The organism is Paraburkholderia atlantica (assembly GCF_009362785.1).
GTDB lineage: Bacteria > Pseudomonadota > Gammaproteobacteria > Burkholderiales > Burkholderiaceae > Paraburkholderia > Paraburkholderia atlantica.
The window spans coordinates 64,778-85,174 of the sequence record NZ_WHNQ01000008.1 but is presented as its reverse complement, the minus strand read 5'-3'; the positions used below and the strand labels follow the sequence as shown (position 1 = coordinate 85,174).

Annotated in this window: 21 protein-coding genes; 9 read left to right on the top strand and 12 right to left on the bottom strand. The window is 61.7% G+C overall.

Translation table 11 applies throughout. The features are described from left to right. The first annotated feature begins 146 nt into the window (after positions 1-146). From GCT19_RS13975 to GCT19_RS13960, 4 genes are all read left to right on the top strand, one after another. Positions 147-1,328, top strand: a complete 1,182-nt coding sequence (locus GCT19_RS13975) for an aspartate aminotransferase family protein (protein WP_152852285.1) — start codon at positions 147-149, stop codon at positions 1,326-1,328. Positions 1,329-1,334: 6 nt separating this feature from the next. Next, positions 1,335-1,523 carry a hypothetical protein gene (locus GCT19_RS13970; RefSeq protein ID WP_018437430.1) on the top strand — a complete coding sequence of 63 codons (189 nt, stop codon included), beginning with the start codon at positions 1,335-1,337 and terminating at the stop codon, positions 1,521-1,523. Positions 1,524-1,585: 62 nt separating this feature from the next. Continuing rightward, a complete protein-coding gene (locus tag GCT19_RS43330; RefSeq protein WP_227749257.1) occupies positions 1,586-1,864 on the top strand; it encodes a hypothetical protein in 279 nt (92 codons plus the stop codon). 336 nt (positions 1,865-2,200) lie between these two features. Beyond that, complete coding sequence (locus GCT19_RS13960; protein ID WP_018437433.1) at positions 2,201-3,607, top strand: aminotransferase-like domain-containing protein; 1,407 nt, start codon at positions 2,201-2,203, stop codon at positions 3,605-3,607. A 19-nt stretch (positions 3,608-3,626) separates the two neighbouring features. Here GCT19_RS13960 and GCT19_RS13955 read toward each other — a convergent pair whose 3' ends face one another. The 6 genes from GCT19_RS13955 to GCT19_RS13930 all read right to left on the bottom strand — a co-directional run bounded on the left by GCT19_RS13955 (position 3,627) and on the right by GCT19_RS13930 (position 9,211). Continuing rightward, complete coding sequence (locus GCT19_RS13955; protein ID WP_321576804.1) at positions 3,627-4,400, bottom strand: ABC transporter permease; 774 nt, start codon at positions 4,398-4,400, stop codon at positions 3,627-3,629. Between the two features lie 64 nt (positions 4,401-4,464). Continuing rightward, positions 4,465-5,655 (bottom strand): ABC transporter substrate-binding protein, encoded by a 1,191-nt coding sequence (locus tag GCT19_RS13950; protein ID WP_152852283.1) that lies wholly within the window; start codon positions 5,653-5,655, stop codon positions 4,465-4,467. A gap of 12 nt (positions 5,656-5,667) precedes the next feature. Continuing rightward, entirely contained in the window at positions 5,668-6,453 is a 786-nt protein-coding gene (locus GCT19_RS13945) for an ABC transporter ATP-binding protein (RefSeq protein WP_018437436.1), read from the bottom strand. Next, positions 6,453-7,550: an acyl-CoA dehydrogenase family protein gene (locus GCT19_RS13940; protein ID WP_018437437.1), complete on the bottom strand. Its 1,098-nt coding sequence runs from the start codon at positions 7,548-7,550 to the stop codon at positions 6,453-6,455. The genes GCT19_RS13945 and GCT19_RS13940 overlap by 1 nt, the downstream gene beginning before the upstream one ends. Beyond that, positions 7,547-8,113, bottom strand: a complete 567-nt coding sequence (locus GCT19_RS13935; protein WP_152852282.1) for a carboxymuconolactone decarboxylase family protein — start codon at positions 8,111-8,113, stop codon at positions 7,547-7,549. The genes GCT19_RS13940 and GCT19_RS13935 overlap by 4 nt, the downstream gene beginning before the upstream one ends. 105 nt (positions 8,114-8,218) lie before the next feature. Further along, positions 8,219-9,211 carry an AraC family transcriptional regulator gene (locus GCT19_RS13930; RefSeq protein ID WP_227749256.1) on the bottom strand — a complete coding sequence of 331 codons (993 nt, stop codon included), beginning with the start codon at positions 9,209-9,211 and terminating at the stop codon, positions 8,219-8,221. Between the two features lie 316 nt (positions 9,212-9,527). Here GCT19_RS13930 and GCT19_RS13925 point away from each other — a divergent pair, with 316 nt between their 5' ends. The 3 genes from GCT19_RS13925 (at position 9,528) to GCT19_RS13915 (ending at position 12,091) form a co-directional block, all read left to right on the top strand. Further along, positions 9,528-10,937 (top strand): aminotransferase-like domain-containing protein, encoded by a 1,410-nt coding sequence (locus tag GCT19_RS13925; protein ID WP_152852281.1) that lies wholly within the window; start codon positions 9,528-9,530, stop codon positions 10,935-10,937. 197 nt (positions 10,938-11,134) lie between these two features. After that, complete coding sequence (locus GCT19_RS13920; protein WP_227749255.1) at positions 11,135-11,416, top strand: hypothetical protein; 282 nt, start codon at positions 11,135-11,137, stop codon at positions 11,414-11,416. Between the two features lie 72 nt (positions 11,417-11,488). Continuing rightward, complete coding sequence (locus GCT19_RS13915) at positions 11,489-12,091, top strand: DUF6436 domain-containing protein (protein WP_184250088.1); 603 nt, start codon at positions 11,489-11,491, stop codon at positions 12,089-12,091. A 58-nt stretch (positions 12,092-12,149) separates the two neighbouring features. Here GCT19_RS13915 and cyoE read toward each other — a convergent pair whose 3' ends face one another. Genes cyoE through cyoA form a run of 5 tightly spaced genes read right to left on the bottom strand, consistent with a single transcriptional unit; the run spans position 12,150 to position 16,928 of the window. Continuing rightward, complete coding sequence (gene cyoE, locus GCT19_RS13910; RefSeq protein WP_152852280.1) at positions 12,150-13,055, bottom strand: heme o synthase; 906 nt, start codon at positions 13,053-13,055, stop codon at positions 12,150-12,152. A 35-nt stretch (positions 13,056-13,090) separates the two neighbouring features. Continuing rightward, positions 13,091-13,423: a cytochrome o ubiquinol oxidase subunit IV gene (cyoD, locus tag GCT19_RS13905; RefSeq protein ID WP_152852279.1), complete on the bottom strand. Its 333-nt coding sequence runs from the start codon at positions 13,421-13,423 to the stop codon at positions 13,091-13,093. Positions 13,424-13,425: 2 nt separating this feature from the next. Then, entirely contained in the window at positions 13,426-14,034 is a 609-nt protein-coding gene (gene cyoC, locus GCT19_RS13900; protein WP_152852278.1) for a cytochrome o ubiquinol oxidase subunit III, read from the bottom strand. After that, complete coding sequence (gene cyoB, locus GCT19_RS13895) at positions 14,015-16,015, bottom strand: cytochrome o ubiquinol oxidase subunit I (protein WP_152852277.1); 2,001 nt, start codon at positions 16,013-16,015, stop codon at positions 14,015-14,017. The genes cyoC and cyoB overlap by 20 nt, the downstream gene beginning before the upstream one ends. Positions 16,016-16,022: 7 nt before the next feature. Further along, positions 16,023-16,928, bottom strand: coding sequence for a ubiquinol oxidase subunit II (gene cyoA, locus GCT19_RS13890; RefSeq protein ID WP_152852276.1), 906 nt, complete (start codon positions 16,926-16,928; stop codon positions 16,023-16,025). Positions 16,929-17,485: 557 nt separating this feature from the next. Here cyoA and GCT19_RS13885 point away from each other — a divergent pair. Continuing rightward, positions 17,486-18,130 (top strand): bifunctional 4-hydroxy-2-oxoglutarate aldolase/2-dehydro-3-deoxy-phosphogluconate aldolase, encoded by a 645-nt coding sequence (locus GCT19_RS13885; RefSeq protein ID WP_152852275.1) that lies wholly within the window; start codon positions 17,486-17,488, stop codon positions 18,128-18,130. A 319-nt stretch (positions 18,131-18,449) separates the two neighbouring features. Here the strand turns inward: GCT19_RS13885 and GCT19_RS13880 are convergent, their stop codons facing one another. Further along, positions 18,450-19,307: an oxidoreductase gene (locus tag GCT19_RS13880; protein ID WP_152852274.1), complete on the bottom strand. Its 858-nt coding sequence runs from the start codon at positions 19,305-19,307 to the stop codon at positions 18,450-18,452. Between the two features lie 115 nt (positions 19,308-19,422). Between GCT19_RS13880 and GCT19_RS13875 the strand changes: the two genes are divergently transcribed. Continuing rightward, on the top strand, positions 19,423-20,397 hold the full coding sequence (locus GCT19_RS13875) for a LysR family transcriptional regulator (RefSeq protein WP_152852273.1): 975 nt from the start codon (positions 19,423-19,425) through the stop codon (positions 20,395-20,397).

Here is a 20,397-nt window from a genome sequence, read left to right as displayed (position 1 = left end):
TTCGCCGTTGAAGGCGAAACAGCAGCAGATGGCGCCTGATTCGCCCGAGCACGCGCGTGCTGCGCAGAGTTTTCGCGCACCTGCTGCTGTGGGCCGTCCGCTGCTGCTCGGACAATGCCTGCATTCGCACCTATCGGGGGTCCCTCATGCATGACAAAGTCCGTTCGTTTCTGATGCCGGTCTACAACCGCGCGCCGATCTGCTTCGAGCGCGGGGCCGGTAGTACGCTGTTCACGGCCGATGGAACGGGCTACCTGGACTTCGGCAGTGGCGTCGCCGTGAATGCGCTCGGCCACGGTCATCCGCGGCTCGTCGATGCGCTGGTCAAGCAGGCGCGCAAGCTCTGGCACACGTCGAATCTGTATGCATCGCCGCAGCAGGAGCGTCTCGCGCAGCGGCTCTGCGAGCTGTCGTTTGCCGACCGGGTCTTCTTCTGCAACTCCGGAACTGAAGCGGTCGAACTCGCGATCAAGGCGGCGCGTCGCTTCCACTATGTCAACGGCGCCCCCGAGCGCAACGGCATCATCACGATCGAAGGGGCATTCCACGGCCGCACCCTGACCGCGCTGACGGCTACCGGCCAGCAGAAGTACCTCGAGGGTTTCGCGCCGCTGCCCGGCGGATTCGATCAGGTTCCGTTCGGCAATCTCGCCGCGCTCGAGCGGGCCATCACCGCGCGCACGGCAGCCGTGCTCGTCGAGCCCGTGCAAGGCGAAAGCGGCGTGCGACCGATGCCGCCCGGCTATCTGCGCAACCTGCGCGCACTGTGCGACCAGCACGGCATCCTGCTGCTGATCGACGAAGTGCAAACGGGAATCGGCCGAACCGGGACGTTTTTCGCCTACGAGCAGGAAGCGATCCCCGACGTGCTCGCGACCGCGAAAGGCCTGGGAGGTGGGTTTCCGATTGGTGCCTGTCTCGCGACGGAAGCCGTCGGCGCCGTGATGGAGCGCGGCACGCATGGCTCGACTTTCGGCGGCAATCCGCTGGCGATGGCAGTCGCCACCGAGGTGGTCGACATGATCAGCGCGCCCGCATTCCTCGCTCGCGTCACGCGGGCATCCGAGCGGTTTTTTGCGTGGGCACGCGAGCTGGCCCTGCACTATCCGCAGGTGTTCAGCGAGGTACGCGGCAACGGTCTGCTGATGGGCTTGAAATGCCTTCCGCCGGTATCGGACCTGGTCGCGCTCGCGCACGAAGAGAAGCTGCTATGTCTTTCCGCCGGCGACAACGTGCTGCGGATCGCCCCGCCGCTGATCATCACGAACGCGGAGATCGACGACGGCTTCGGCCGGCTCGCACGCGCGGTTGCGCGACTGGCGGGCTGATCGCGTATGCTGACTTCCGTCACTTCTGACCAGAAAGCAGATCTGATGCACTTTATTCGTGATGCCGTCGGTGCGAATGCGGACTTCGCCGTGTTCAGCGCCCATCTGCTGGGCCTCTTCGAAAATATCCCGGGCTTTGAAACCATCGCTCCATGCGATGCGCTGATTCACGAGATATGGGGCCTCTACCGATGAAAACCGAAATGCTTTCCTCGGCGTCGAATGATTCATCACGCGAACGCGCCGTGTTGCCGCTGGTGGCGATGATCCTGTCGCTTGGCTATGACATGACACAGCCGATGTTCGCCGGGATCGTCACGACATTCGGCAGCAAGCGGCCCGGGCAGGCCATGGGGCTGAATGTGTTTGCGCTGTTTGTCGGCGCGGGTTTCGGCAGGTTCGCGTTCGGCGCGCTCGAACAAAGCAGCTTCGAGCTGGCCTTTGCGTCGTTCGCGGCGCTCGAGCTGCTGCTGGCATTCGTTGCGCTCTGCCTGTTCCGGCACGAACGCGCAAGCGCGGCGTTGCAGCGCACCTGAGGCGATCATCCCGCGCATTTGCGGCGACTGCCGCGCACACGGATGCGCTGCCCGGCTGTCGTCGCCGTCGTCACCATCTGGACTCTCCCCTGACCCATGTTCGAGTCGCGCGTGCTGACCGCCCCGAGGCTCACATGGGATTCCCGCCCGGGGTATTGCACCTTGTTGAGCTTCCAGCTTGCATGCGATTGTGCCAGGCATCAGCATCTGGCAGGCGGCCGCGCCGCTTTCGAGCCATACTTTGCGCCGACAACCTCGCACGACGTTCACGTCTCCAAACATCACATGACGTGTGACGGCGAGTAACATGCGACAAACATTCCAACCAAGCCCAACATGACCCGCTACGAGGCACTCGCCACCACGCTCGCTGAAGAGATCCGGGCCGGCCATATTCCGATCGGCTCTCGCCTTCCGTCACTGCGCTATGTCATCGCGCAGCATGGCGTCAGTCAGTCGACCGTTTTGCGCGCGTACTATCTGCTCGAGGAGTGGGGGCTCATTCGTGCCGAGGAGCGTTCTGGTTTTTACGTCACACCGGGTGCGGGAATCCAGCAAGCGGCTTCCACGCAGGCTGCAACGCTCGCGGAGTCCGCGAAGGTCGATATTTCGGATCTCGTGTTTTCAGTGCTCGATGCGGCCAGGCATCCAGGCATCGTGCCGCTCGGCTCCGCTTTTCCTTCCCCTCTGCTCTTTCCGTCCGCGAGGCTCCTCAAGTCGCTCGCACAGGGCACGCGCTCGCTGAGCCCGTGGAGTACGGTCGCGGACCTGCCACCGGGAAATGACCACCTGCGTCGCCAGATCGTTCTGCGCTACATCGGCACAGGCCTCTCCGTGGCAACCGATGAAATCGTCGTGACAAACGGCGCTCTGGAAGCGCTCAATCTCTGTCTGATGGCGGTGACGCGCCCGGGCGACGTGATCGCGGTCGAGTCGCCCGGTTTCTACGCCGCATTGCAGGCCATCGAGCGGCTCGACCTGCGCGCGGTCGAGATTCCCGTCGATCCGGTCACGGGACTGGACCTCGACGCACTCGCGGTCGCGCTCGAAAAGCATCCGATCCGCGCCTGCTGGTTCATGACGAACTTCCAGAATCCGACGGGCGTGACGCTGTCGGTGGAGAAAAAGAAAGCGCTCGTCGAGCTACTGGCAAAGCGCGAAATACCGCTGATCGAAGACGACGTCTATCAGGAGCTTCACTTTAGCCGTGATCGGCCGCTGCCGGCGAAGGCCTTCGACACCAAGGGCCTCGTCATGCACTGCAGTTCTTTCTCGAAGACGCTCGCGCCCGGCTACCGGATCGGCTGGGTAGCGGCTGGCCGATTCGCCGACCGGGTGCAACGGCTCAAGCTGATGACGACGCTGTCAGCCAGCATTCCGGTACAAGCCGGAATTGCCGACTATCTGCAATACGGAGGCTATGACAAGCACTTGCGCAAGCTGCGCAATGCGTTCAAGTCACAGCTGGCGTCAATGGATGCCGCGCTGCGGCGTTCGCTGCCGCGCGACGTGCGATGGACCCTTCCGAATGGGGGCTACTTTCTGTGGCTTCAGCTGCCCAATGCGGTCGATGCGATGGCGCTTCATCGACGCGCCATCGGCCACGGCATCAGTATCGCGCCCGGGCCGATCTTCTCCGCGACCCACTCGTTTGAAAACTGTATCCGCCTGAACTTCGGCCACCCTTGGGATACCTCGATCGATGAGGCTGTGCGAGTACTTGCGGACATCCTCAAAAGCTGACCGTTTCGCGCGGACCGCCTCAATCCTGGCCCGGCATGCCGCCGACAAACTTCCGCGCGGCACGCGCGGCGCAGTCCAGTGCAAACCCGAGTGCGCCAATGGTCAGAACGACGGCGGTCAGATCCCCGTAGGCGAGGCGGTCCCGAGCATCGAGGACGAGATAACCCAGCCCCGAGCTGACCCCGAGCATTTCGGCCGGCACGAGCACGATCCACAGGATGCCGATTGCGAGCCGCACGCCGGTCAGCACGTGCGAGGCGACACCCGGCACATACACGTGCCACAGCATTTCGAGCCTCGTGGCAGCGAGCGACTCGCCTAGCTGCACCCACCGACGATCGATATGCGCCACCCCTGCCGCCGTGCTCATCGACAGTGGCCACACGGCCGCGAAGGTCAGCAGGAAATACACAGCGCGATCGCCGATGCCGAGCGACATCACCGCGATGGGCATCCACGACAGCGGCGAAATCATGCGCAGAAACTGCAGCGTCGGTGAGAACGTCGTTTCGAAGCGCTTCGAGCGGCCGAGCGCAAAGCCCAGCGGGACGCCGACGACGAGCGCCCAGCCCAGGCTAACCGCGACGCGGCGCAGACTCGCTGCCACATGCGACAACAGATGCTCGTCGGCGACGAGCCCCGGCAATGCCGCCAGCGCATGCAGCGGTGAAAACTGCGCAACGAAGCTGTCGGCGCCGCCTGGCAGCGTCACCGCCGCCCACCAGGCGACGATCGCGATCGCGCCGCCAAGCAGTCCAAGTAGCGCGTTCGGCAGGCGCCGCGAGCGCTGCACTGCCCTGTCCCCGTCGGCGTGACTCGCAGTGCGTGATGAACTCACTGTGCGTGATGGAAAACTACTAGACAATCACAGTCTCCCTTCGATCGAATCCGTCCGGCAAACCGAATGCCTGCATGCCGCCAACCGATGTAATGCTTCGTCTCACGAATCGCTCATCGACGAGATCTCCCGCGACGAACTTCGGGTCCAGCTGTGCAACGAACGCCTGGTTGCCGTCGATCTTTGTTGTCTTGAGCCGCCGCACGAGCTCCTCGGTGTACGACGGATACGGATAGGGCTGAAAATCGATCCGCTTCTGGTGCCAATCCGCGTGAACGATCGCCCGGTCTCCGAGGTAGCGGCCCTCGCCTGCCGCAGACGGCGCCAGCACATCGGTAAGGACGTCCGCCGTATGCGGCGTGTAGTGATCAGCCCCCGAACGCGAAAGCAGTTGCGCCGCTTCCTGCGGATGCGCGCGCGTCCACAATTGAGCCTGCACGATCGCGTCCACCACCTTCTGCGTCCACTGCGGACGGCCGGTGATATCCCGTTCGTGCATGAACACCACGCAGCAGGCGTGGTTGCGCCACACGTCGCCGGTGAACCGCAGGACCTTGCCCACCTGCATCTTTTCGGCCGCGGCGTTGAACGGCTCAGCGACGATGAAGCCGCCAATCTGTTTTGCAGCAAGCGCGGGCGGCATATCGGAAGGCGCCATCACGACAAGACGGACTTCGTTGCGCTCCAGTGGACCGCTCTTCGTTAGAACGGGCGTCAGGCCATTCGCGCGCAACAGGTCCTGCAACACGATGTTATGAATCGAGTACCAGAACGGCACCGCTACGGTCTTGCCACCAAGATCGTTCACCGTCGAGATGTCCGGCGCGACGGTGAGAGCCGATCCGTTGACGTGATTCCACGCGACGATCTTTGCCGGTGCCTTTGCTCCATAGCGTGCCCATACCGTCATCGGAGAAAGCAGGTGCACCACGTTCACCTGACCCGACAGGAACGCTTCGACGAGTTGAGCCCAACTGCGCAGCAGTACGGGCTTGTCCGCCTGCAGACCGGCAGCGGCGAAATAGCCCTTGTTATGTGCGACGAGCAGCGGCGCGGCATCGGTGATCGGCAGGTAACCGATGCGTACGGGTGCATCGGGTTCGGCGTTCGCACGGGCATCGAAAGCACTCAGCAACGGTGCCGCGCCGGTCACGGTCAGCATCGCGGCGAGCTTGAGCCAGTCGCGACGGGAAATAGGGTGTTCGCACATAAAACGCATTCCTCAGTCGTTGTGGGAGGAAACGGATGAAGGCATCGAATCGCGTAACGCTTCCAGGATTCGCAGCCGCAAGGCGCCGAGCCCCTGCAGATGTTCGACGCGTGGGTGAGGGATGTCGATATCCAGTTCCAGCGCCAGCGTGCCGCGCCGGCCAAGCACGGCAATGCGGTCGGATACGAGCAGTGCTTCATCGATGTCGTGGGTGACGAGCAGCGTTGCTGCCTGCGTGTCGGCGACAACCTGTTTCAGCAGTTTTTGCATCCCCTCGCGGGTGACTTCATCCAGCGCCCCGAACGGTTCGTCGAGGACCAGTACTTTTGGCCGCCGGGCCACGCAACGCGCCAGAGCCACGCGCTGCGCCATGCCGCCAGACAGCTGTGAAGGCACCAGGTCTCGCGCGTGTGCGAGTCCGACTTCTTCGAGCGCCGCGGCCACTCGCGCCCGGCGCTCGACAGCGGACAACTTCGTCTGTCTCGCGAAGCCCAGTCCGAATGCGACGTTGCGCTCCACCGACAACCACGGCAGCAGGCACGGGTCCTGAAAGGCGATGGCCACGTCCGGGCGCGGACCGCTCACGGGCTCGCCATCGATCAGGACGGTGCCACGCGTGGCCGCGGACAGTCCCGCCACGACGCGCAGCAGCGACGATTTGCCTACCCCGCTCGGACCAAGGATCGATACGATCTCGCCGCGTCGTACGCCACACGTGACGCCATCGATAACCCGGCGCTGTCCATAGCTGAGCGCGATGTCGCGGAGTTCGACGTGAGATGCGACGAACTCAGCCATCATTCGGTCCTGGCATGCAGCGCAAGCTGGTGCTTGAGTTGCACGATGCTTGGCGTGACGATCGGCACGAACGACGCCTCGCGCACGCGACGCGCAACGGCCGACTGCTCGCGCAGATAGCCCTGTCCGCCGCTCGCCTGGACCTCGAGATTGACGGCCGATGCCACCAGCGACGCCAGCGCAATGCGCAGACGGAAAAGGTTCGACGCATCCTCGACATAGGTCTGAGCCGCAATGCCCATGCATAACTGGTCGGTCAACCGCGCCAGCTCGTCGGCAAGCTGTTCGGCGTCTGCCGCCAGCGCCAGCCTCGATGCCGGACGAGCCAGCGCTACGGACGCGAGCGCGCGACGCGCAAGGCCAAGCGAAAGACCGCACTGCAATCCAAGGAAGCCGGGACGCACGCGAGTCAGGAACGTACTCGCGTTGTCGGCGATCATCCAGCGTTCATCGAGCTGCGCGCCCTCGATCTTCAACGCTGCGGTATTGCTCGCGCGCAATGCGATCAGGTCGAGATCGGCGCTGCGTCCAACGCCCGGAAGATCGTGCGGAACGGCGAAAATCGACGGCTTGCCGCTGTCGGCGTGATCGAACGCTGCCGCCACAAGAAATCCCTCGGGACGCAGATTCGTGATCCACGGCAGACTCCCGGACAGCGCCCAGCGACGCGCGCCGGACCCGTCGGCGGCAACCGGTTCGGCTTTCATCTGCAGCGGCTCGAGCGCGGACAGGTACTTCATTGCGTTCGACAGACCCGTAGCGCCTGCGATCTCTCCGCTTAGCAGTTGCGGGAGCCACGTCTCGCGCAGCCCTGCATTCGGACTGTGCAACAGGTATTCGATAAAGGTCCGATGGCCCCAGAATACGAATGCCGCGCTCAGAGAGTGGGAAGCAACCTGTGCGATCGCTTCGACCGCGTCGGTCGCGGCACCACCACGACCGCCGGCATAGGTAACGGGCACGCCAATGCCGAAAAGCCCGGCAGCGGCAAGCCGCGGCACGATTTCACGTGCGTGCCCCGCGCTCGAGTCGAGCAACTCCGCGTGTGTGTCGAGCCATACGGCAAGATCCGCGGGGACGAAAGAAGCTGTACTCATACCGTTTGTGTCCCGGGTTCCCAACGGTAGTCGGCCAGTTGCGGATTGAGATCATTGCGGGCGAGGTTGTTCGCGAAATTGCAGAGCGTGGCAAGACTCACGCCGAGGACCACTTCGAGCGCGTTCGCATTGGTAAAGCCAGCTGCCAGGAACGCCGTGAGTTCCGAGTCAGCGACAGCGCCGCGCGTGGCGATCACCGCGCGCGTGAATACAGCGACCGCGTCGAGCCGCGCGTCGGGCAGCGGCTGCTGCGCACGCAGCGCATCCACCAGCGCAGGGGCAAGTTGTGCTTTCTTCAACGCAACTGCGGTATGACCCGCCACGCAGAAACCGCAACCGTGAATCGCCGCAGCCGTGATCTGAACCGTTTCACGCTCGGCCAACGTAAGTCCGCCGCGTGAGTTGATTTCTCCGACGGTCAGGTACGTCTCCAGCGCCACAGGCGCATTCGCCAGCGCGGCGACGAGGTTTGGCAGGAAACCGTTTGCGGCGAGTGAGCGCTGAAGAAACGGACGGCTCGCCTCGGGCGCGCTCTCGACAGTCTGCAGGGGCAGGCGGCTCATATTGCACTCCTTCTAATTGAGAGACTTATTCTGTGCGCCGTGCCCGCTTGCCAACAAGTCGAAACCATCTCTAATTTCTGCCCGATTGTCTTTGACCGCTGCTGCTCAATGAATCGCGCCGCTTTGTATGGATCTTGTCTGTTGGTCACGCGCTACGGGATGACCGCGCCGCCATGACCCGGGTTGTACTCCGATCACGCGCTGGAACGCACGGGCGAATGCAGACTCGGAATGGTAGCCAACCTGCTCGATGACTTTCGCGGTCGATGCTCCATGCGCAAGCATGGTGGCGGCCAGTTTCATTCTGACGAGGGCGACGAACTGTGCAGGCGGCTGGCCGGCAAGCTCGCCGAACAGGCGGCAAAAACGCGAACGGGACATATGGACGAAAGCGGCCATCGTCTGCGTCGTCCAGCACCTCTCGGGAGTCTCGACGATGGCGCCCGCCAGTTGCGCGAACGCGGGGTGTCGCAACAGTCGCCAGAAGCTTGGCACCGCATCCTCGTCGCGATCATGCGCACGCAACGCGTACAGGAAAAGCAGTCCGGTGAGCCGGGCGAGAACCGGCGACACTGCATCGGCGCCGCCCAACGCTTCGTCCTGGATCAGGCGGAATATCGTGCGTGCCTTTTCCATCGACGGGTGGTCGTGGCGCGCAATGATCCGTTCTGGCAACAGCCCGACCATGAGTCCGTCGAGCGCCGACGCGAATTCGAAGAAGCCGCAAGCAATGCCAACGCCCGCCCCGGTCCGCTCGTGAATCTGTTCGGGTTCGAGTGGTGTCATCACGCCCATGCGCGCGGTCTCGCTGCCAGCCGCCGGCGGCTCGGCTGACGGCGACAGACAATGCGGAACATCTCGCACCAGAAACGCTGCATCGCCAGCTTGCAAGTGGATGCTGTGCGCCGCGCGTTCCGGTCCGGCTGCGACATGTAGCCAGCATTCGCCATACAGCACGACATGAAAGCTGGCGAGATGACGGCCTGCGGTCGATGCTTGCCACGTGCCACAGTACTGCCCAACGTGAAACACCGTGCTCTTTAGTTCGAGACCGGAAAGCAGCCAGTCGGTCATTTCGTCCGTGGAATCACTCAGCATGCTCAGACACCCGATATACAAAACACCTTCCAGAGTGGCGTCTGCGATAAGCGTCGACAACGATTTTTTCGTCAGAACGATATGCGCGCCTACGGATTCGTAGAACCGCTTCGTGCGAACGTCCACGTTTCGAGTCGGCCCTACGCAAGCTTTCCGGTCTGCTCGTCAGGGCTCAAAGCCCGGTTTGAGTCGAATGGCCGTAGGGATTCCCCCGCCGGCACCGGAGACCATCCAGACGTACAAGATTTCGATGTATGGACACGTGGGTCGCAATACCTAATACTATTGCATTCGAACGACGGTATACCTCTGCGCAATGAGCCCCAGGAAGAAGAAACCTCGCGTCGGCGACGAAATAAGCTGGCTGCGCCCTCTGTCTCCCGGCGCTGGCCCCCGCTATCAGCAGATCGTCGATCTGTTGGGCGAGGCCATTGCGAACGAAGTCCTTCGTCCCGGCGACCGCCTTCCGCCGCAACGGCAGCTTGCGGAGGCCCTTGGTGTCGACCTCACGACAGTAACGCGCGCTTACGACGAAGCCCGCAAGCGCCGCCTTCTGGAGGCCCACGGCCAGCGCGGGACCTTCGTCAGAGGAGCGGAATCAGAGTTGACCCAATGGGTCGATCTGAGCCTGAATGTGCCCCCCATCCCCTCACAGATCGATCTGAGCGCGTTGTTTAGCCAGGGGCTCGCTGTGGTCACCAGGCACAGCGAGGCCAATCTGCTCTTCACGTACCACCTCGGTGGAGGCAGGCACGCTGACCGCCAGGCGGCCGCGCGGTGGCTCGCGCCAGCGCTCGGCCCGGTCGCGCCGGCGCGGGTGGTCGTTTGTCCGGGTGCACAAGCGGCTCTGGCCGCAATCGTTCTCAATCTTACGGAACACGGTGACGCTGTTCTTACGGAGCCACTGGTCTATCCGGGCCTGCGCACGACTGTCCAACAACTCGGCCGACGAGTGGTCTCCGTGGCCATCGACGATGCCGGCATGCGTCCCGACGCGCTGGAAGAGGCATGCCGCGAGCACAAGGCACGGCTCATCTATCTGAATCCGACGCTGCAGAATCCCACGGCCCACACGATGCCAGCTGAGCGTCGACAGGAGATTGCCAAGGTGGCCGCGCGGCTCGGCGCGAAGATCATCGAGGACGATCCCTACTGGCTGTTTGCGCATCACGCTCCCGCGCCGATCTGCGCCATCGCGCCCGATCTCGTGTACTACGTTTCCACGCTATCGAAGTGCCTTTCGCCGGGCTTGCGCACTGCGTTCGTCGTGCTGCCGGACCCGTCTGTCGAGGACCGGTTCCTCGCGGCAGTGCGCACATTCGCACTGATGCCGATGCCGCTTGCCACGGCACTGGTCACACAGTGGATTCAGGACGGCTCCGCGCAAACGCTGCTGAGCGCAGTTCAGACCGAAGCACGCGCGCGCCAGCAACTAGCCGCCCAGAACTTCGCGCAGTCCGGGCAAGCCGCTGTCGCCGAAGGCATTCATCTATGGCGGTCCTTGCCGCCGCATTGGAGTGCACGCGAGCTCGCTCGCGCCGCACGCGAGGGAAGCCTCTCGGTGACGCCTTCCGACGCGTTTTTCGTCGGCACGGGGGAGCCTCCCCGCGCGATCCGTATTTCCCTCGGGGGCGGACGCGACCGCCTGCAGCTCGTCGCGGCCCTGCGCAACCTCTCCGCGCTGCTGGCCACACCACCCAGCGAACGTACTGAAGTCGTGATCTGATTTGCCGCGGGAGCGCCCTGAGGGCTTTCGCGACGCAGGTCCGCGCGTGCCCTCTCCCTGGCGTTTCCTCTTCTCGACACCGATCCAGGCTCGCCCGCGGCGACGAAAGGCCGCACCCTTGAATCGACCTCGCTCGCGGCGTTTATCGTCTGTACGCATACAATGTAGTTTATGTATGTATACAACGATAGGCTTGTATGCCTCAAGATCCGCTTCACCTCGCCAGCATCAGCAAGCGCCCGTTCGCGTACTTCCTGCTTTGCGCGGGACTTTTCGTCGCCACGGTCACGGCAGCATTGCTCTACGGTGTCTCGCGTCCGCAAACGCCTGTCATCGAAGAGCAGGAGCGGCTCGCCGTCGATCAGTGCTGGCGCAGCAGTCAGGACTCGACTCAGTCCCGGCCTTCCCGACGCTTTCAGGAAGACGCGTGCCGTGAGATGGAAGCTCAGTTTCGAAGCAAGTTCGGACACGGACGTTGATCACGCCGGATGTCCTGCGGGAGTACACCTGACATGTTTTTATCTCGTGAAGAAAATTGCAGCCGCGAGCCTGTGCCGCCGCTGCGCCGCCTGCCAATCGTCCTCTTCCTCTTCGCGGCCGTGTGCATCCTGATAGGGACTGGCGTCGCGCTGTGGCGATATTTCGGCGTGAGCGGTTTGACGAATTACTCCAACAAAGCCGTGCTGTTTCTGGATTCGGACCTCCAGTTGCCGCCGGAACTGGCGGGCAACACCGGGCGCATACGTGTCGTGCACTTCTGGAACCCGGATTGCAACACCTGCAACAAGGAAACCGACGCGCACCTGAATTACCTGATTACGATGTTCAGAGGTGCGAAGATGGATTTCTACAGTGTGCGCAAGCCCGGCACGCAGGGTGAGTTGCCAGCCTTCCTGCAAGGCAAGCTCAAGCCTCTATCGGGAATCGAAGGCATGGACCGGATACCGGCGAGCCCTGCCATTGCAATCTGGGCTGCGGACGGCAAGCTGGCATACGCCGGGCCGTATAGCGAAGGTCTGGTCTGTAGTTCGGCAAACAGTTTCGTCGAGCCGATTCTGAACCGGCTGCTCGCGGGAGAGCATATCGAACCGTTCGCCACAGTTGCTGTAGGGTGCTATTGCCCGTGGAGCAGCAACGTCAGCCTGAATCACTAGCATCACATGCGTGAGGGCTCGGTAGACGCCGGTTGATCACTGCAATCTGGCCACGGCGTCAGCTACCGATCCCCCGGGTCAGGAAAACGAGGCGCGAGCTTGCCGGCGGCGCGTATCCATCAACCGACATCGTCACGCTGAGTACCGTCACCACGGCGATCGAAGCGAAAAAGACCTTGCGCGCCCACTGCGCCTCGTTTCCGACATTGCGTCCCGCGACTCCCAGCAAAAGCCAGTACAGGCCTGCAACCAGCGCCACCAGCATGTAGACCTTCCCCGCGTAGCCGAGAACACCAAGCATCAGCGTGATCGCGATAAAAGCCGCGATGTAGAGCACCATGTGGCGCTTTGCGGCCGCGAAGCCACGCACTACCGGAAAGACCGGAATAGAAGCCGCCTGGTAGTCGTGGGCGCGGAAGATGGCGATTGCGTATGAATGCGGAATCTGCCAGAGACCGAACATGACCAGCAGCGTAGCTGCCGCAGCGTCGAACCTGCCGCTCGCCGCGCAATATCCGACAACGGGCGGCATCGCGCCAGCGATGCTGCCGACCAGCGTCCCGTGAATCGAATTGCGCTTCATGTAGAGGCTATAGAGCCCGACGTACACGACGTAGCCGACGAACACCAACGCAACGGGAAGCAAGCGCCGCGCGCCCGCGTAAAGCAGGCCCATGCCGACCGGGCACAGGACGATGCCGTACAACAGCGCGACCGGCACCGACACCCGGCCCGTGACCAGCGGGCGGTTGCGCGTTCTCGACATCAACCTGTCGATGTCGCGGTCGATCACGTTGTTGATCACACATCCCGACGCCACGACAAGCGTGACGCCGAGCGCGACGAGCGCACCCCGGAACCAGTCAACGCTCCCGTGAGAAGCCAACAGAAAACCGCCCGTGACAGCGATGAGATTGCCGATCACGATGCCGGGCTTTGCCAGTTGCAGGTAAGGCTTATACATGGTCCGGGTACCTTCGGTCGGATACGCGTAGGTGATCAGTTGATCATCATGTTGTAGTGCATGCTCCAGATGATCCAGACGGACAGCGCCACGATGATGAACAGAATCACGAGCGTGAAGACGAAACTGATCAGGTTCCAGCCCTCTTCCGAGGCGCGGTTCATATGCAGGAAGTACACGAGTTGCACCACTACCTGGACCACCGCAAACACAAGGACCGCCAGGGCAGTCGTCGCGCGCGGCAGCATTGGGTGCATGACGAGTGCGAACGGGACCACCGTGAGCAGGATCGACAGTACGAAGCCGGTGTTGTAACCCTTCGCGTTGCCGTGAGCTGCCCCAGCACGGGTAGTTGGATGATTTGCCATGGTCAGAGCACTCCCAGCAGATAGACAATCGTGAACACGCAGATCCAGACCAGATCGAGGAAGTGCCAGAAAAGGCTCAGGCACGACAGGCGCGTGATGTTCGTGGCCGTCAGGCCTTTGGTCGCGACCTGGTGCTGAACCACCGCCATCCAGATGAGTCCGGAGGCGACGTGCAAGCCATGCGTACCGACGAGCGCAAAGAAGCCAGAGAGGAACGCACTGCGTTGCGGTCCATAGCCGAGCGAGATCAGGTGATGGAACTCATTGATTTCCATCCCGATGAATGCCGCGCCGAGTAGAAAGGTCAAGGCGAGCCAGCGCAGCACGGCTTTCTGATCGCGCCTGTGTACGGCAAGCATCGCGTAGCCGTAGGTGATGCTCGATAACAGCAGCGCGAATGTTTCCACCAGCACGTACGGAAGTTCGAAGATATCCCTCGGACCGGGACCACCCGCGAAGGCGCTGGTCAATACGGCATACGACGCGAACAGGGAGCCGAACAGGATGCAGTCCGACATCAGGTAGACCCATAGGCCCAGCACCTTGACCGAGCCGGCGTCATGGTCGTGATGCTCGCTGGCGTACAAATGCTTAAGCGTTTGCGTATTCATGTTCCAGATCTTCCTGGTTGTTGGAGACCCCGAGGCGCGCATTCTCGATGCGTTCCACTTCCTCGGCGGGCACGTAGTAGTCGGTGTCGTCGTCGTACGAACGAATGATGAGCGTGGCGATCGTCGCGATGAAACTCACGCCAGCGAGCCACCAGATATGCCAGATCAGCGCGAAGCACAGCAGCAGGATGAATACGTTCACGATGAACGGCACGCCGGTGCTGCGTGGCATGTGGATCGGCTCGTAGCTCCTGGGCGGCGGCGGCAAGCCACGCTTCTTGGCCTCGTGGAAGGCATCGATGGAATTCGCAAGCGGCGTCACCGCGAAGTTATAGAACGGCGGCGGTGAAGACGTCGCCCATTCCAGCGTGCGCCCGTTCCACGGGTCGCCGGTCAGGTCGAGGTTTTGCCTGCGGTCGAGGATGCTGACGAACACCTGCGCGACGAGGAAGCCGATACCCGCGAGAATGAAGACCGCACCCACCAGGGCCACCTGCAGGTATGGCGTCCACGTCGGGTCGTCGTAGTGATTCAGCCGTCGCGTCATGCCCATGAAGCCGAGCATGTAAAGCGGCATGAACGCGAGGTAGAAACCGATGATCCAGCACCAGAACGAATACTTGCCGAGACGCTCGTTGAGCTTGAAGCCGAAGACTTTCGGAAACCAGTAGTTGAAGCCGGCGAAATAGCCGAACAGCGCACCGGCGATGATCGTGTTGTGGAAATGCGCGACGAGGAACAGGCTGTTGTGAAGCAGGAAGTCGGCGCCGGGGATGGCGAGCAGCACGCCCGTCATGCCGCCGATCGTGAACGTCACCAGGAACGCCAGCGTCCAGAGAATCGGAGTAGTGAACTCGACCCGTCCGCGATACATCGTGAATAGCCAGGTGAAGATCTTCACGCCGGTCGGAATCGCGATGATCATCGTCATAATGCCGAAGAAGCTATTGACGTTTGCGCCCGAGCCCATTGTGAAAAAGTGGTGCAACCACACGAGGAACGACAGGATGCCGATCGCCAGGGTCGCGCCTACCATCGACTTGTAGCCGAACAGTTTTTTGCGGGCGAAAGTCGCCGTGACTTCAGAGAAGATTCCGAACGACGGCAGGACGAGAATGTATACCTCTGGGTGTCCCCACGCCCACACGAGATTCACGTACATGGTCGGATTGCCGCCCAGTTCGTTCGTGTAGAAATGGAAACCGAGGTAGCGGTCCAGCGCAAGCGCGCCGAGCGCGATGGTCAGGATCGGGAATGCGGCAACGATGATCACGCAGGTCACGAATACGGTCCACGTGAAGATCGGCATTTTCATCAGCGACATGCCAGGTGCGCGCATCCGCAGGATCGTGACGAAGAGGTTCACGCCGGTCAGCAGCGTCCCGAGCCCGGACGCCTGTAACGCCCATATGTAGTAGTCGACCCCCACTCCTGGACTGAACTCCAGGTCCGACAATGGCGGATAGGCAACCCACCCCGTCTGCGCGAACTCGCCGACACCGAGCGAGAGCATGACCAGAACCACACCAACGACGAATATCCAGAAGCTGAACGCATTCAGGAACGGGAATGCCATGTCGCGCGCCCCGATCTGCAACGGCACGACGATATTCATCAGCCCGACGATAAACGGCGTCGCGACGAAGAAGATCATGATCACGCCGTGGGCGGTAAAGATCTGGTCATAGTGATGGGGCGGCAGGAAGCCCGAGTGACCGGGCCCCGCGAGCGCGAGCTGGGCACGCATCATGATCGCGTCGGCGAAGCCGCGGAGCAGCATCACAATCGCCACGAGCACATACATGATGCCGATGCGCTTATGATCGACCGTCGTGATCCAGTCGGTCCAGAGCACCGTCCACTTCCCGAAATACGTTATCGCGGCTAGAACTGCCACACCGCCGAGCACGATCGCCGCCAGGGTGATCGCGATGATGGGCTCGTGCAATGGCACGTCTGCCCATGTCAATTTGCCGAACATATTTGTGTCACTCCTTTTTTTTCGACGGGGCGCCAACGTCCAGGGCGGCATGTATCGATGCAGCCGCCCCGGGATTGACGAACTGATCGATCACCGCCTTGAAAAGGCCTGATTGGACCTGCGAGAAGTGAACAACGCCCGTGCCCTGACTGGGCTTTGCCACTTTCTGGAAGGCACTGAAATCCAGTGCGATCGGTGAGGTGCGCACCTGTGCCACCCATCGCTGGAATTCGTCCTCAGTCGTCGCCGTAGCAACGAACTTCATGTCCGAGAAACCCGGACCATTGAAGTTGCCCGACATGCCGCGATACTTTCCTTCCTCGTTGGCCATCAGATGCAGCTGGGTGCGCATACCGGCCATCGCATAGATCTGGCCGCCAAGTTGCGGGATGAAGAACGTCCCCATTGTCGAGTTCGACGTGATGCTGAAGGCCACCTGACGATGTGCGGGGAAGACCAACTGATTGACCGTAGCGATTCCGAGGTCCGGATAAATGAAGATCCACTTCCAGTCGGTGGCGATGACCTGCACGTTGATGGGCTGGCCTGGGTCATCGAGCGGGCGGTACGGATCGAGTTCGCGCGTCGACTTCCAGACGATGCCCGCGAGAACGACGATGATCAGGATAGGGACGCCCCACACGACAATCTCGATCTTCGTGGAGTGCGCCCACTCAGGTGCGTACGTGGCTTCGTGATTGGATGCCCGATAACGCCACGAAAAAAAGAAGGTCAGCAGGATGGCGGGGATGACCACGATCAGCATCAACCCGATACACAGGATGATGAGGTCGCGCTCCTGTAGGCCAACACTTCCCTTCGTGTCGAACAAAACCCAACTGCAGCCGCCCAGGCTCGTCAGTCCGGCAATCGCTAAAGCGATACGAAATAATTTCCCGCAGATTTCTCTCATACACAAACCTTGGTCATTGGTCGCTGTGAAAGCGGCAGGGAAATGAGCGAAGGAAGCTCTCGCAATCTGTCCTGGAACGTCGCTCGATGCGGCCTGCGATGCGCTTGAATTGCCCTGCCTAACCCATACAACAATGGATACTCGTTGCATACACAAATTGATTGTACGTCAGATGCGGCCCATACAAACAGCCGCTAGTCCGGCCGAAAATCTGCGGCAGCGCAGCGTTGTAGAGAATCGGTATTGGAGGCGAGGATTACCGGCATGCGTGGAAGCGACCGCCGGTGACAGCCGCAAGGTCACGCCAGGCAAGGCTTCGAGGTTGCGCGCGGGGCAGAGAACAGCGCGCCTATTCCGATCCGCGCGGAGCCTGGCGGGGCATGCTACGAATACGAACCGCGACGTTCTGCCGCAGTGGAGATCTGCGATCGGCGCACAAACATACCTACACCAATATCATGAAAGAATACATAATTATCGTTTGATAAAACATAAATCCGACGCACCGTGTCGGTCGTAGTTGAGATGCGCCCCTTCACTCATAGGCGGAAAAAGGCATGGATAAGGCAGTCTCTCTGGAAGCAATCCGGTCTTCGCGGATCGTGGCGATCATCCGGGAGAATGATCCGGACGTTGCGTTGAACGCGGCGATGGCCTGCTACGAATCGGGCATCACCTGTATCGAGGTCGCACTGACGGCGCCACGCGGACTGCACGTGATCGAACGCCTCGCGAAAGTTGCGAATCTCACGGTGGGTGCCGGAACAGTGCTGGACGCACAGACGGCGGCGTCAGCCATACACGCGGGGGCTACGTTCCTGCTTTCTCCCGCAGTCGTCCCGGAAATGATCCGGGCATGCTCGAAGTATGGTGTCGTGTCGGTACCCGGCGCATTCACGGCAACCGAAACGTTGTCGGCGCTGGAGGCTGGCGCTGACATTGTGAAGATATTCCCCGCCAAAACGGGCGGCCCGGACTACATCGCAAGTCTCGCCGCCCCCTTCCCACAGGCTGTGTTCATGCCGAGCGGGGGTGTGTCATCCGAGAACCTGGATCAATGGTTTGTTCGTGGAGTCATCGCAGTCGGCGTAGGGGGCTATCTGACGGCCGATGCGGCATCCGGTGACTATGCGGCGGTCAGGGAAAAGGCGCGGCGACTCGTCGCTGCGGCGCAGACGCTAAAGCTCGGTCCGGCGCGGTGAACAAATAAGGCGATACCGTGCGGCATGCGCTGAACGTCATGCAGACATCGCGGTATGGCGTGACAGGAAAGCAACGAATAGCAGGCCTTTCAGCGCGCATTCGACCAATGACAACCAGAACGCGACGCGAAACACCGCGTACTCGGCAGGTAGCGCCGGCCGCCGTGCAGGTACAGAATCACTCGACCAGACGGACGTGCCGGGACTCGGGGCGAGATCCACTTTCCCGGCACACCGCTGGCGTTGACCTGCTCGACCGACACTTCGTAAAGCAATCGCCGCTCGAGTTAAAAAATAATTCGCCTTAACTGTCCTCGAATCAGACCGAGAAATCAGTTGATGCCGACAGCGCCCTCCATGTTTCAGTTTCCACAGCCACATAAGCGTTCTTTTCCGCGATCGCCTTCAACGTGTCGATTCCAAGCGGCAGGCGCTGCGGCGGTGTTGGCGCATCGACAAGTACAACGAGGGCTTTCGCGAGCTTCTGAGGATCGCCCGGCTGGTTGTGGTTCAGCCCAACAGCGAAGCGACGCACGTTGCCCGACGTCTGGTCATAGTCGTCGATGATCTCGTTGCCGACGACGAGCGACGACGCATCCAGGAAATCGGTACGGAAGTAGCCGGGTTCAACGACGGTCGCGTGAATGCCAAGCGGCTTCAGCTCCGCGTGAAGCGCTTCCGTGATGCCTTCGACAGCGAATTTCGTCGAGCAATACACGCCGAACCCCGCCGCCGACCGATAGCCGCCAATCGACGACACGTTGATCACGTGGCCCGAACGCTGCTTGCGCATCACCGGCAGCACTGCGCGCGTGACGGTCAGCAGACCAAAGACGTTCGTATCGTACATGCGGCGCACGTCTGCGTCGGACGATTCCTCAACGGCGGCGAGCAGGCCGAACCCGGCGTTGTTGATCAACACATCGATCCGACCGAACTTGGCGACAGCTGCCGCGGTGGCGGCTTTGGCCTGCTGCTCGTCAGTGACGTCGAGCTTGACCGGCAGCAGTGCCGGACTTTCGCCGAAACGCTCGATAATCGCCTCGACGTTGCGCCCTGCGGCAACGACTGCATTTCCGTCGTCAAGCGCCGCCTGCGCTATCAGCGCGCCTAGACCGCGCGAGGCGCCCGTAATAAACCAGACGCGCTTGAACCGCTGTTTCGTAGCGTTGCTCATGCTGTGCTCCCATTTCGTCGTGAAGGTGAACAGCAGCATAGGACGCACGATTAACATGCACTAGCCGTCGGATGTTAGGTCATAATCAACTAAAATTTGCTAATTGGGGGCGACGATGAACGAGGTCCGGGCTATTTCGGTTTTTGTCCGCACGGCGACGCTCGGCAGTTTCCGCCGGGCAGCCGTCGACCTGGGCATCTCGCCTCAGGCGGCAAGCCACGCTGTGATGCAGTTGGAAAAATCTCTTGGCGTCCAGGTATTTCATCGGACCACACGCAAGCTGAGCCTGACCGACGAGGGACAACGGCTGTTGCGCAGCGTCGAACCGGCGCTCGCCATGCTGTCTTCCGCGATCGACGATGCTCGCCGTTCAAAAGACGAAGTCGCGGGGCCACTGTGTGTGAGCGCGCCGACAGCGCTCGGACGAACGGTACTGTTGCCGTTGATCCTGGAGTTTGCGGCGCTATACCCTGACGTGCGGATCGACGTGCGTTTCGACGATCATTTCACGGATCTGGTCAGCGATCGCGCGGACGTAGGCTTTCGCGGCGGCTCGCCGCCTTCCGGCGGCGCCATTGCCCGACGACTTCTGCCGATTCAGTTGATCGTGTGCGCGTCACCGGCCTATCTTGAACGGTACGGCGCGCCGAAAACCGTCAATGACCTCGATGCGCATCGTTGCTCAGCGTATCGGCGCGCGAATACCGGCAAGCACGCGCCATGGGAATTCATGATCGGCGGAGAGATCGTGTACAAGGAGATGGCTGCGTCGGTGTGCTCGAACGATGTCGACGCGGAAGCGGAAGCGGTACTGGCCGGACTGGTGATCGGGCAACTCGGAAGCTTCTCAGCGGTGTCACACATCCGCGCGGGACGGCTCGTGCCTTTGCTCACTCAGCATGTGACCGAGCGCGAATCGATCTACGTCTACTACCGTCGCCGAACAGAGCAACCGTTGCGCGTGAGAACCTTCATCGATTTTGCGGTTTCACGGCTGGCGGACAACAGCCAATTCTTTCTAACGACAGAGGAGCTGAGCGGATCTGCGCGCAAGGGCGGGCGCGCCGCACGCAGCCATAGCGCCGCGTAA

Coding starts and splice junctions, on each gene's coding strand:
- GCT19_RS13975 (WP_152852285.1), top strand. CDS start 147: ATGCATGACAAAGTCCGTTCGTTTCTGATGCCGGTCTACAACCGCGCG.
- GCT19_RS13970 (WP_018437430.1), top strand. CDS start 1,335: ATGCTGACTTCCGTCACTTCTGACCAGAAAGCAGATCTGATGCACTTT.
- GCT19_RS13960 (WP_018437433.1), top strand. CDS start 2,201: ATGACCCGCTACGAGGCACTCGCCACCACGCTCGCTGAAGAGATCCGG.
- GCT19_RS13950 (WP_152852283.1), bottom strand. CDS start 5,655: ATGTGCGAACACCCTATTTCCCGTCGCGACTGGCTCAAGCTCGCCGCG.
- GCT19_RS13945 (WP_018437436.1), bottom strand. CDS start 6,453: ATGGCTGAGTTCGTCGCATCTCACGTCGAACTCCGCGACATCGCGCTC.
- GCT19_RS13940 (WP_018437437.1), bottom strand. CDS start 7,550: ATGAGTACAGCTTCTTTCGTCCCCGCGGATCTTGCCGTATGGCTCGAC.
- GCT19_RS13935 (WP_152852282.1), bottom strand. CDS start 8,113: ATGAGCCGCCTGCCCCTGCAGACTGTCGAGAGCGCGCCCGAGGCGAGC.
- GCT19_RS13930 (WP_227749256.1), bottom strand. CDS start 9,211: ATGCTGAGTGATTCCACGGACGAAATGACCGACTGGCTGCTTTCCGGT.
- GCT19_RS13925 (WP_152852281.1), top strand. CDS start 9,528: ATGAGCCCCAGGAAGAAGAAACCTCGCGTCGGCGACGAAATAAGCTGG.
- GCT19_RS13920 (WP_227749255.1), top strand. CDS start 11,135: ATGCCTCAAGATCCGCTTCACCTCGCCAGCATCAGCAAGCGCCCGTTC.
- cyoE (WP_152852280.1), bottom strand. CDS start 13,055: ATGTATAAGCCTTACCTGCAACTGGCAAAGCCCGGCATCGTGATCGGC.
- cyoD (WP_152852279.1), bottom strand. CDS start 13,423: ATGGCAAATCATCCAACTACCCGTGCTGGGGCAGCTCACGGCAACGCG.
- cyoC (WP_152852278.1), bottom strand. CDS start 14,034: ATGAATACGCAAACGCTTAAGCATTTGTACGCCAGCGAGCATCACGAC.
- cyoB (WP_152852277.1), bottom strand. CDS start 16,015: ATGTTCGGCAAATTGACATGGGCAGACGTGCCATTGCACGAGCCCATC.
- cyoA (WP_152852276.1), bottom strand. CDS start 16,928: ATGAGAGAAATCTGCGGGAAATTATTTCGTATCGCTTTAGCGATTGCC.
- GCT19_RS13885 (WP_152852275.1), top strand. CDS start 17,486: ATGGATAAGGCAGTCTCTCTGGAAGCAATCCGGTCTTCGCGGATCGTG.
- GCT19_RS13880 (WP_152852274.1), bottom strand. CDS start 19,307: ATGAGCAACGCTACGAAACAGCGGTTCAAGCGCGTCTGGTTTATTACG.
- GCT19_RS13875 (WP_152852273.1), top strand. CDS start 19,423: ATGAACGAGGTCCGGGCTATTTCGGTTTTTGTCCGCACGGCGACGCTC.